The organism is Halolamina sp. CBA1230 (assembly GCF_002025255.2).
GTDB lineage: Archaea > Halobacteriota > Halobacteria > Halobacteriales > Haloferacaceae > Halolamina.
In genome coordinates this window covers 923,121-935,274 of sequence record NZ_CP054587.1, presented here as the reverse complement: position 1 = coordinate 935,274, position 12,154 = coordinate 923,121, and the positions used below count along the sequence as shown (strand labels likewise).

Annotated in this window: 8 protein-coding genes; 3 read left to right on the top strand and 5 right to left on the bottom strand. The window is 58.8% G+C overall.

The features are described 5' to 3' along the window. Window positions 1-128: 128 nt before the first annotated feature. Together B4589_RS04680 and B4589_RS04675 are read right to left on the bottom strand one after the other, a co-directional pair. Complete coding sequence (locus B4589_RS04680) at window positions 129-884, bottom strand: recombinase family protein (RefSeq protein WP_079233176.1); 756 nt, start codon at window positions 882-884, stop codon at window positions 129-131. 222 nt (window positions 885-1,106) lie between these two features. Continuing rightward, complete coding sequence (locus tag B4589_RS04675; protein ID WP_143414270.1) at window positions 1,107-1,907, bottom strand: hypothetical protein; 801 nt, start codon at window positions 1,905-1,907, stop codon at window positions 1,107-1,109. Between the two features lie 84 nt (window positions 1,908-1,991). On the opposite strand from B4589_RS04675, the gene B4589_RS04670 reads away from it, so the two are divergent. Then, window positions 1,992-2,177: an HVO_2922 family protein gene (locus B4589_RS04670; RefSeq protein ID WP_079233175.1), complete on the top strand. Its 186-nt coding sequence runs from the start codon at window positions 1,992-1,994 to the stop codon at window positions 2,175-2,177. Between the two features lie 155 nt (window positions 2,178-2,332). On the opposite strand, the gene B4589_RS04665 is transcribed toward B4589_RS04670, so the two are convergent. The 3 genes from B4589_RS04665 to B4589_RS04655 all read right to left on the bottom strand — a co-directional run bounded on the left by B4589_RS04665 (window position 2,333) and on the right by B4589_RS04655 (window position 4,762). Continuing rightward, window positions 2,333-2,608: a hypothetical protein gene (locus B4589_RS04665; RefSeq protein WP_079233174.1), complete on the bottom strand. Its 276-nt coding sequence runs from the start codon at window positions 2,606-2,608 to the stop codon at window positions 2,333-2,335. Then, window positions 2,605-2,889: a hypothetical protein gene (locus tag B4589_RS04660; RefSeq protein WP_079233173.1), complete on the bottom strand. Its 285-nt coding sequence runs from the start codon at window positions 2,887-2,889 to the stop codon at window positions 2,605-2,607. Before B4589_RS04660 ends, B4589_RS04665 begins: the two co-directional genes overlap by 4 nt. Before the next feature lie 361 nt (window positions 2,890-3,250). Beyond that, window positions 3,251-4,762, bottom strand: a complete 1,512-nt coding sequence (locus tag B4589_RS04655) for a CBS domain-containing protein (RefSeq protein WP_079233172.1) — start codon at window positions 4,760-4,762, stop codon at window positions 3,251-3,253. Between the two features lie 195 nt (window positions 4,763-4,957). Between B4589_RS04655 and B4589_RS04650 the strand changes: the two genes are divergently transcribed. Both B4589_RS04650 and B4589_RS04645 read left to right on the top strand, forming a co-directional pair. Next, window positions 4,958-8,215, top strand: a complete 3,258-nt coding sequence (locus tag B4589_RS04650) for a PD-(D/E)XK nuclease family protein (RefSeq protein ID WP_079233171.1) — start codon at window positions 4,958-4,960, stop codon at window positions 8,213-8,215. Then, window positions 8,212-12,072: an exodeoxyribonuclease V subunit beta gene (locus tag B4589_RS04645; RefSeq protein WP_079233170.1), complete on the top strand. Its 3,861-nt coding sequence runs from the start codon at window positions 8,212-8,214 to the stop codon at window positions 12,070-12,072. Before B4589_RS04650 ends, B4589_RS04645 begins: the two co-directional genes overlap by 4 nt. Window positions 12,073-12,154 lie beyond the last annotated feature (82 nt).

Genomic DNA, 12,154 nt, shown 5'->3' with positions numbered 1-12,154 from the left:
CTCTCTCCGCCCGCCGCCCCATTCGGGCGGCGGGTAATGTCACTGCACCGAGTCACTTCAACAGCCACATTCCGTCGCTGTAGTTGACAAACTCGCGGGTATCGTAACTCGAACCACCCCTCGCGCCACTATGAGTCGGTCCTCGTGCCTGTGGCGACGTCCTGCAGCGCCTCCGCAACACGATCGTCGCCCGCTTCCGCATCGAGGTACCACTGCCGGCGATCCTCGTCCTGGTGGATTCGACTGAGCGTCTGCCGGGTCGTATTGAGACCGTCGGCGGCGGCACGGTAGGACTCTCCGTCCTCGATGTCCTGCAGCGCGGCGCGGAGTTCCAAGTACCCATCCTCGTTCCCTTCCGGATCGATGACCGGGCGAAGGTATCCCTCGTTGTTCCGCTCGAACCCGACCGGCACTTCCCCCAGCCACTTCCCTTCCTTCCGAGCGCGCCTGATGCCTGACTCAACGCGATTGATGAGCTTCCGTCGCTCCTCCTCTGCTACCGCGGCGCTGATGTCTGCGATGAGCTTCCCGGTGCCGTCCGGTTTGACCGTGTCCGTCCACCCGTTCGTGATATTCACGATCGTCCCTGCATCGCCAGCTGCCTCGAAGAACCGCTGGTAAGTGCTGCCGAGTCGTGCCAGCCGGCTGATTTCCCAGATGATGACTCGGTCGTACTCGCCCGCTTCGATCGTGTCGATTAGTTCGCGGAACTGCTCGCGTCCTGGGTCGGCCCCTGACTGAGCGATATCAGCGTACCGGTCGATATCTCGCGGGTCGATGCCGTGGTTCTCCGCCCACGCATCGATGTCGTCAATCTGGTGGGCTTCCTCTTGTTGGTCGCTGCTCGACCGGACGTAACTGGCGACATTCTCGGTGTCTCTCATACACCCATATCTGGGTTTGATCCACTAATAAAAGAGGAAAGTCGTGTACAACCTGTACACGGACATGTGTCCATGAACAGGGCCAGTCCCACTACTGTGCTGAAGCCTACAACAATTACCGAAGCACACTGCTCCGCATAGCAAGCATCTCACGAGAATATGGGAAACCGATGGCCAGTAATCGCTGGAACCGTGACAAGGATAATCGGCCTGCTTGTCGCATTAATAGACCGGGTCAGAGTCAAGCTCAGATCTTTTAACCTCTATGTCTAGTCCAGCATCGGAGACTAGCATTTTGACTAGCTCTTCGAATTTCTCTCCTCTTGATGGGGAAATGTATATCTCTGAAATCAGTTCGGGGAGATTTACTGATACGAATTTTCCTGGGATCAGCATCGCGTCGGTCACGTCATCACCGACGGGGACGTAGACACCCGGAGAATCATCTGATTCACGCTGTGGACGAACGTCAGGTGGCTGTTGAATGAGTGCTCTAATTTCGTTCTCGTTTTCGTAACTCAGGCGTTTATGAACGAACGGACTGAAGGTATCTTCCTCATCAATTTTCGACTCTTGGTAGTCAATATACCGAACTTTGCTGATTTGCACGTCCTCTCCAGATTCTGTGAGTGCTTCGCGGAGCTGACCTGCTGTAGACTTCAGTGCGATTGCTTGGTCAGAATACAACTCCCACATAAATGCTGATTCTCGATCCCGGGAGTGCCAACAGTTGAGGAACGTGAATTTGCGATATGATTCATAAGCAGAGGAGGCTAGCTCGTCAACGTCGTCAGCTGTCTCCGCTAATTCGAACTCGTCAATGATCTCCTGTCTTTCCCTCGCATTCGGAAGGGGTAGGGATCCTTCAAATGGATCAGAAAACCGATCCGCTCTGTTGAAATACAGGCTTTCCCTCTGGACCAACGAGACAAACTGGTAGAAGTCAATATAACGCCAAATGGTTGACTCCCAGTCGGGTTCAATGATGCCCTCGGGAATCTCTTCACCTGTATTCTCGGACATCTGTTGTCAGAACAAAACGGGAACCAGTCGCTTAGTTCTAACGTACGCCCAAACCATTTCTACGCTGCATGTGGTAGCCCCTGTATGAGCAAACTCTCGTTTGAGATATTCGAGGATGGGGCAGGTCAGTGGAGATGGCGATTACGGCATGATAACGGGAACATCGTCGCTGACAGCGGCGAAGGATATGCGACAAAATCGAAGGCAAAACAGGGTATTAAAGCAGTAAAGGCTGGCGCGGACGAAGCCGATGTAACCGAAGTGAAGTAATTCAGCTTCACCGTGGCTTAGGGCACTATCTTAAATCTCGCATCCAACCGATTGCGAACTCGATATCGACCCAGTCTTCCTCCGAAGACCATCTGCGTTGGGTATGAACGGAAATTTCCTACCGATAAGCTGAATCACGTCGAACCGACTCAGGGCTAGTTCCGCTTGCCGTCTCGCCATTCCCGGGCTTCGACGTGATCCAGCCACTCTTCGATTTCGGCTTGCTCGAACTGCGCGTCGGTCACGAACGCGAGGTAGTTCGTGTGCTCTTCCCCAGCACCGTAGTAATCATACAGTTCGCGGGCGGTGTTCAGGCAGACGCGAGCCATCAGGTCCGGGTCAACACCGTTCTGCACCCCCTTCGCCATCGCCGCGTTGACGATCCCGACGAACTTCTCCTCCGCAGACAAGTCACTGTTCGACTCACTCATTCGGACCCACCTCGACTCGCAGCTTCGAGTTCATCGATCAGGGCGGCGACGTCCGATGCAGTCTCATCGTACCCACCTTCGATCGCAAGCCCAGTAATCTGCCCAGCCGCTTTCTGCATGTGGTTCATGTACGCCGATTCTACCGACACGCTCTGCCCCGCCCGCATCAGCGCTCCACGTGGACCGCCTAACTTCATGTCTTTCTCCTCCTCTAACCGCGCGAGGAGTTCCTTTACTTCGTCCAGTTTCGCAATTCGACCGGTCTCGTTGTTCGCTGTCATGATTCGACCACAGAATGAGAGTAACCACCCACTTTAAACGGTTAGCCCTGAGTACCCCGTCCGGTATCGGCGCACGTCGCCGGCACTCACGACTCAGACGCGGCAGACCGAACGACACGACGTCAAACGTGGGGGAATCACGTCTAGTACGTTCGTCCGGTCCGACAGCACTCCGAAGAGGGAGACGCCCCCCTCTTCACTGGCCGTCGGAGTATAAGCAACCGGTATAATCGGCGACACTCGGTGCTTCCGTGTAATGAATTTTCCATAACCCCCGACACCGGTGGGTTTCTCAGTACTCAAGACGATCGGCTATCTCAGTTGGCGTAGCAGATGGAGCGGTGAAGAAGACAACCTCTGGTTAGATGTAGTTCCGGCTCTCAAGAGCCTGAAGGCTCTCGTTCAGTGCATCATAAACCTCGCCGAAATTCTCCGCTGTTCGCTGCTTCGGCAACGATAACGAGTCCATCGTATGGATTAGCGGCTGGTAGTGAGCAACGGACCCACGCAGCTTGTTGATAGCCGAAGGTCGAACGCCGAGGGACGACCGGTCGAATTCAATCTCCGCTTGGAGTCTGCTGTTCTCAACGATCTTGATCAGGTCAGACAACAGCAGCGTGTCGAGAACATCCTGTGCGACTTCAGATTTCTCCCGGTACTCCTTTCGCCGTCGCTTGATATCCGTCCAGCTGATTCCGGCCTCCAAGAGCGCGTCATCCCAGTCGATTTCGTAGTCGCGGATGGCGTTTCGCAACCCGATCTCGAACTGCGCGAACTTCGCGTACAAGTGGAAATACACTTCCATGCTGTTGAGGTCGAACCGCGTCACGATCCCTCGAATATCGTCAGCAGTCCCTACCACGCAAAACCGTTTCTCACGTAACTGCGTCAGCAGTTCATCGAACGACGCCGTAGCAGAGATGAGCCTACTCTCGTCAAGATCCGTGATGTACCCGTCCGCAAGCGTCCCCGTATCAGCGCCAGTGAGCTCGGCTTTCGACACGAGCCCGAGGCATTCCCCGGTATCCCGGTCTCGAACCGGTGCCGCGTCGTAGTCATTCCGAACGAGAGTCAGGTAGACACTATGGACATCATCGTCTGAGTAGAACGCCACCGGGTCTTGCGTCATGATGTCCGCAACGCCGATGTCGTATGTGACCGTCAGTGCTTCCTGCACGCCTTCGAAATCAACCTCGGATGCATATTTCGAATCGGGCTCTGCGTGGGCGACCGTTGTAATCACGATATCCAGTTCCGCTTGATCGTACGGTGACTCGACGGGACTCTCATCAATATCCTCAATGTGGAACGTTGTGAGCCGCCGTTTCAGTTCAGGAATTGCGGAGTGCCCTTGCTTGCTCGTGAAGTCAGGGGTAGCGAAGACCAGTCGCCCCTCGGCAGCAAGTATCCCTAACCCCTGCTCGAAGAACGCGAGATAATAGTCCTCATCCCGTCCAGGTCCGTCAGCAGAGATCGTATCGAACCGCATTGCAAGATCCTCCCGAACCTCTTGGGACAGCTCGTGCAGCCTCGCTACCGGTGGGTCACTCACAATGAATTCAAACTCTCCGAGGTCGGGAAGACTCCCAAGAAAATCGAGCCGGCGAACCTCAAGCGGCAATTCGTCAAACTTCTCTCTGGCTTCCTCTACGAGCTCTTCGTTCGTCTCCAAGGCGATGCTCTCGGGGAAATCGAGCTCGTGGCGTTCACAGTATCGAGCCACCGCTTCAACGAGTTCCCCGTGGCCGACGCCAGGGAACAAGATCCGGTCATCAGATTCCGGGTCTCCATCGTCGAACAGCCGCCGAACCATTTCATCTGCCACGGCAGTCGGGAGCCGCCCGACTGAACTCGGCGCTTTAGGGCCGCTCATTAGAGCTCCTGAGACTCGTCACGATCAAAAAAGATAGCTCTATTGCCCATATTCAGAAACATCTCAAGCGGTTCCAACCGATAGGCACAGTCGAGAAAAATCAGTGATGTGTTCACCGTCTTTTCCTGCGGCTGACTCAGTACATGTCTTTTCGGCAGCGCAAGTTTGACGTGTTTGTTGCGTGAGGATGGCACAATGACGACACGCCGGGTGTTCTCGGAACCTACTCCCTCAGATGGACGGGCCGCCATACTCCAGTGGGCCGACGAACGTTCCTCAGGGGTACCGCAGTCTGTGCTGTATCTTGAACCGCCATCCGTGAACGACGGGATTGTCGCTGACCAGTGGGACACCTACGGCTCCCCAATTGAGCTTCGATGCGAACGATTCCGTACGTTAGTAGACGAGTTATACGAGGCAGACACCTACGACGGGTCAGCGACGCACATTTCCAGTGCCGAACGGCAGTGGATCGTCGAGGAAGCACTTTCTCGCCTTACCGATACTGAACACCCCCTGTACAGCGAAGAGGATCCATCTGTCGGCCTCATCCAGCAGTCTGAAGAACTCCTCACGCTCCTGGAGTTCGCCGGTACGATCACTGCGGAGGAAGTCGAACAACGATTGACCCAAGAAGGGCTCCCTAGGCTCGCGCAATCATTATCCCGATTCGTTGCGCTCGTTCATCAAGTTCGTGCGGACGGCTTTGATGATGCGAAGACGTTTCGGAGCGAACGGTTCCGCCATGTGCTTGACGCAGGGCAGCCACTCGTCGAATCCGAGCTCTCAACGATCGAAGTAGTGATCGTTGGGTCATTCCAGACCCTCTCACCACAGGAGCGCGACATTATCGGGTTGATCGCCGATGCGTTCGACACCGGAATCGTACTGACCCGCGTAACTGACGCCGACGAACTCAGCGGGGCTGATGACGCGATCCGTCGAATCAGCCGATGGTACGACGAACTCGGATTCACGCCACACGAGACTGACGGCACAAGTTCACGATCGCCGCGTGAACGCGCAGCGGCATCATTGTACGAACACGAAGACGGGCAAGCTGAGCCGGTTCAGGTCGGGTCCGACGTGACTCTGGAGACCCACGCGACGATACAAGACGAAATTCGTGACGTTGCTCGGACAGTCCGATCGTTAATCGGGTCCGGTGTCGATCCGAGTTCGATCACCGTCGCACCGTTCGATGAGGGCACATACGGGAATCGAATCACAGACGCGCTTCGAGCTGCGGACGTGCCGGTAGTGGCCAGTTCGTCACGGTCGCTGTTCGCAACAACGACCGGCAAACTGTTTGAGTCCGTAATCAACCTTGGGACCGAACCAGACCGGCAAGGCCCGCTCACACGACTCCTGTCGAACCCACTCGTCGCCCCCAACCACCGTGAAACCGTTCGGAACGCACTCCAGAACGCTGACCGGTTGGAGTCCACGCGCGTCTCTACCCTCGCCGAGTACGTCGATGCGGACACTGAGGCGTTCATCCGTGACGTCGTGACCGCCTGCGAAGAGTTCGTAAATGCGACCGATATCGACAGTGAACGGGAGGCGTTGCTTGCGGAACTCGGCGTCCCGACGACCGAGAACGGGGCAGGCCTCACCGACGCCATCGGGTTCTCACGGCACGTCCGCGCACGGGAACAACAGGCCATCGAGAGGGCAGCCGAAGTATGTTCGTCGCTGACGGAACGTCGGGACGCAGCGGATCGAGACGACGCGGACACAGATGTAGAGGAGTTGCGGCGTGCGCTCGAACAGGTGACGGTCGAAACATCGGTGGGTCGGGAGTCCGACAGCGTTCGAGTGTGTTCGCCGGCGGAGGCGGCCACCAACCCTGCCGAGTACGTGTTCGTCCCCGGGCTAACAACCGAACACACCCCGTCACCACCACGCCGCCTCGCATTCGCACGGCCACTTAACGACTCTCACCCAGAGTTCGCGGCATCAAACCCGGTTGCCGGGACCCGGTACACGTTCGCGCAGCTAATCGCTGCCGACGCGGACCTGACGCTTACCGCCCCGCAACACAACCGGAACGGCGACCCATACATCCTCGCTGACCCTGTCGTCGAACTCGAACGTGTCACTGGGTTAGAAGCCAGCAGCGTGAACGACCGCGCACCCCCGGCGTCGTACACTGACGTGCACCGAGAACTTGCGGCAGCGATTGACTCGAACGCACTCACGCCTGACGCGCTCTCAAGGAACACCGACACGTACGACATCAACATCTCAGGAGCGAACGCGTCGAAACGCCTCTCAGACGGCGTGTCGGTCGCCGCCGAACGAGCGGCCGACAACGTCGGCGACTACGACGGGCACGTGGATTCAGGGATCGTCACAGCCCTGCGAGGCGAAGATCAGCCGTACAGCCCGAGTCAGCTGGAAACGTACGCTGACTGCGGGTTCAAGTACTACCTCAAATACGTTCTCGACATCGAACCGGACGATGAGATCACGCTGGAGTTGAACGCGCTTGATGCCGGCACGTACGTCCACGACGTTCTCGAACGCTTCTACCGCACGTGGCGCGGAGAAGGCCACGACGGCGTCACGGAGGAGACGGTTGATGAGGCAGAGGAGGTACTGTACGAAGTGGCAGCGTCCCGGCTTGACGAACTCGACGCACGAGACACTGCCTTCCACGACACGTGGGTTACCGCGCTTTTTGATGGGCTCACCGTTCCGGAGAACAGGTATGGTAACGCCGACGGCCCACCCGGACTGTTCAAACGATTCCTGCACTCCGAGGCCGAACTTGCACCGCGGGACGCGACGCCGTCGTACTTCGAAGCGCACGTTGGCCTCACTCCTGACGAGCCCGGCCCCGAGGTCCTCGCGGACGACCCGGTGCGCGTCCCTGGAACGGACGTGCAGATCCGCGGGAAAATCGACCGGCTCGACATTACCAGTGACGGCGGAATCGTGGGCATGGACTACAAGACAGGCAGCACGGCAAGCGAGAGCGACACGATCGACGGGCACACCTTCCAGTTGCCCGCGTACCTGTTGATGGCCGAGAACGCACTCAACGGGGACCCCGTCGGAGGCTCCTACTACCAAGTGGATCCGACCGACTCAATCTCACCACATGCGGGCACGGTCGGCAGTGAAGAGGACGCCGCTCACGCGTATTGGGGTGCAGACGACCCAGCGCCACTTCGCCGCTACCAGACGTTGGAGTTCGACACGCGCGGCGAGTTCACTGAGTTCCTCCACGACGTCATTCCGGACCGTATTGACCGGATCGCGGCTGCCGTGGACAACGGGTCGTTCCACCCGACGGTTCTCAGCCCAGACACGGCTGGCTGTGAGTACTGCCCGTACCGCGATGCGTGCGACGTTCGACACCACCGACGGCACGACATCCACGACGCGCTCACAGAATCGAACACGCCACAGTACGCACCCGGCATCGACACGGAGGACACCCAATGACCGACCAAATGGACACAGCCTCGAACGACGACATCACGCTCACCCGCGCCCAGCAACGCGCCGCCCGGACGATTGACCGGAACGTCTCCGTCGAAGCTGGAGCCGGAACCGGGAAGACGACGATGCTCACCGAGCGGTACCTTACGATCCTCCGCGCGCATCTCGACGGTCCGGACAGCCTCACCGCGGCTGACGACGAACCGGGCTACTGCTTACCGGACGATATCGACCGGATTACCGACCCTGAAGCCGCCCGGCGACTCCCGGAGCGTATCGTCGTCACCACGTTCACCGACCGGGCGGCCGAAGACCTCGCACGATCGATCCGCGAGAAGATCCATGACCGACTCGACGATATTGACGACCCCGACCGGTGGGCCGTTTGGCGCGCCGCCGCCGACGGCGTCGAAGCCGGGTACATCGACACCACGCACGGGTTCTGCAGCCGTATCCTCGAAGAGTACGCCGTCACGCACCCAGCGGTAGACCCGGACTTCGAAGTACTGGAAGACACCGACGCCGCACGACTCCGAACCACCGTCGCTACCGAACTCGTCGAGTCCGAACCGCCCGGCGTGCGCGTCCTCGCCCCGCAGTTTGACCGGTCGAAGCTCGTTGACGTGCTGGCCGAACTGATCGCCGAGTCCGACATGACCAGCGAGTGGATCGACGAGATACGCGACCTCGAAAGTCAAGAAGCGTACGAAGCACACCTTGTCGAACTGCACCCACTGGACGCCGACCCCGCACACTTGCTGGAAACGGTACGTGATGACCTCGACACGTTGTGTGAACTGTACAGCGATGACGATGTCGCTGACCGTCTCGGAACGAATCCGACGAAACGCGTCGGGAACGACGTACTTGCTTTCGTCGAAGCAACATCTAGGCAGGACATCGCGGACGCAACGCCGATCGAGCAACTCGAACTGTTCCGCAGCCTCTGTGACACGCTGACGAACAGCGACGGCGACCGGTACGGGGACGGCACCTACTACGGGAACAAATCTTTCAGACAGAGCGATGGCCCGACAGCCACGCGGTTCCGCGACGCAATGGATAGCGTTCTTGATACGCTCGCACCTGCGACGCGACCAACGGACGCCTCACTCGATCCGGACCGCGATGCCCATGAACTCCTCACTGCGCTTGCCGATCTCGCCGAAGCGGCGCTCACCGAGTACAACGACCGGAAGCACCAGCGCGGCGTCCTTGACTACAACGACCTGATCGGCCACACGCTTACGTTCCTCACCGACCCCGACCAAGATGCTGTTGCCGACCTCCGCGAGGACCTGTTGTACATCATGGTTGACGAGTTCCAAGACACGAACACGCGCCAGTGGCAACTCGTCCAAGCGCTCACGAGCGGTACTGACCCGTTCACCGCTGACAACGTGTGCGTCGTCGGCGACGTCAAACAAAGCATCTACCGCTTCCGCGACGCCGACGTCACCATCTTCGACGACGCCACGACCGCGATGCACGACGCGAACACCGCAAACGGAACGAATCCCCGTAACCCGGAACTGACTACGAACTTCCGCACACTTCCGGAGACGCTGCAAGCCATCAACGGGCTCTTCGACCACGTATTCGCGTACGGTAACGACGAACCGTACGAAGCCGTCAGCGGCCCGCTCACCGCCGGGCGCGACACGCCTACCGACCTTTCTCCGATCACCGAATACCTCCCTGTCCCCGTCGAAACCGACCTCCGCGACCGCTACCTCGACACAGACCACGGCCTCACCGATCTCCCCGAGTCCGAACCCGCCGACATCGAGGCAACCGCCCTCGCCAACCGCATCGCCGCTCTCCTCACCGACAACACCCTCGTCACCGACGACGACCCAGAATCAGACACCGATACCCGGCCCGTCCAACCCGAGGATATCGCCGTGCTCATCCGTTCTCGAAGCGACCTCAAAGACTACGAACGCGGTCTTCGCGCAGCGGACATCCCGTACACCGTCATCAAAGGCGAAGGGTTCTTCGACACGCCAGAAATCCGGCCGTTCATCGCGCTGTTGAACGCACTCGCTGACCCCACCGACGACATCGCACTGTACGCCGCCGCACGCTCCCCGCTGTGCGGCCTAACCGACACGCAGCTCGCCACCGCCCACGACACCGACGATACGCTATGGAACTCCCTGCAGACCAGTACTGATCCTGCTGTCGAATCCGTCGTCGAGGACATCGAACGCTGGCGCGAGTACGCCGGCACCGGGAACACACCCGGCGCAACCGTCGAGAGCTGGGTCGCACTCGCTGACCGGATCCTCGAAGAAACCGGGTACCTCGCCGCGATCGCCGCCGACGAACGCGGCACTACTGCTCTCGCCAACATCGACAAGCTCCGAGACAAACTCCGCGAATTCGACGCCAACGGCGTCCCCAGCATCGACCGCGTCACCACACGACTCGCCGATCAAGCCGAACAAGGCCGGAAAGAACCCGAAGCAAACGACGCAACCGATTCGACCGGGGTTCGCATCATGACCGTTCACGAAGCGAAAGGCCAGGAATTCCCTGTCGTCGCCATGCCTGGGCTCGGGAAGGGGTTCAACGATAGGGCACGTATCAGCAACGGCAGTATCGAGTACGAACGCGTCCCGATCGCCGGCGAGCGCCGCCCACTTCTCGGTCTCAACGTCTCTACGGACGACCGTACCGACACTGACGCGACCCTCATGCGACGCGTCGCCCGTGACCGTCGCCGCGCCGAAGAACACGCCGAAGAGAAACGTATCCTCTACGTCGCTGCCACCCGCGCCGAAGACCACCTCATCCTGACCGGTCGGCACAACGCTGACGGCGATCACGACACCGGGATCGAACAACCTGACCCTGACGACCCGTCCAGCCCCATTGACTGGATCCAACCCGCGCTGTTCAACACAGATACTGATACAGCTGGCTGGTGGGATACTCTCGAAGCAAACGGGTCATTCACCGTGACACTCCCGTATGAGATCGACGGCGACACCGGCCGAGGCACTCTCGACGTTCGCCTCCCACCAGACGATGCACAATACGACCCTGATCCTGATCCAGTCCCGGCAACGACGGAACGTTCACCGTACACGTACGAGCAGCCATGGGAGTTCACTCTCTCCGCATCAGATCTCACCCGCATCCCCGCCGGCACGGTTGAACTCCACGAACACGACGATACGAACCAAGTCACGGCGAGCCCGGTGACGAACGAATCGAGCGAGGAACACGAGCACGACTACCCCGACACAGACACGCGAAACATCCCCGCAGCCATCTACGGCCACGCTGTCCACCGACTCTGCGAAACCCGCCCACCACGTGACGAGCGCCGCCGCGTCATCGAACAAGCGATCCAAGAACAACACGACCGCACACCGGGACTCACTGAATCAACCTACCCCGACTCAGCATTCGACGCCATCGAAACAGCCGCTGACGCCGCGATTCAGTACCTCAACACACTCCACAGCACGCTCAACGTTCAGCAAATCCACGACGAATACTACATCGAACTCACCCTCGGCAACGGTACTGTCAGTGGGTTCATCGACCACCTCGTCGTTACTCCAGACACGTACCACGTCATCGACTACAAGACTGATCGGAAAGCGTCAACCCAGACTACCGAGGAGTTCCTCACCGACCGAGCCACCCACCATCAGCCACAACTGCAAGCATACGCTGCCGCGCTCAATCAACAAGATCCCACGAGAGACGTGACTGCCACGCTGTACTTCACCGACGTGGAAGACACGTACACGTGGGAAGCCCCGGAATTCACACACGCACTCGAAGACACAGTTCAACTCCTGCAGGAACAACTGGACCAAACATCGGTACGGGTGGGACGATAACCTTCCCACTATATTCTGTTGGGGAATCCTGTTTTTACTAGAAAGGTGAGAAGCAGATCGGTGACTCGTTTACCGCTGCTCG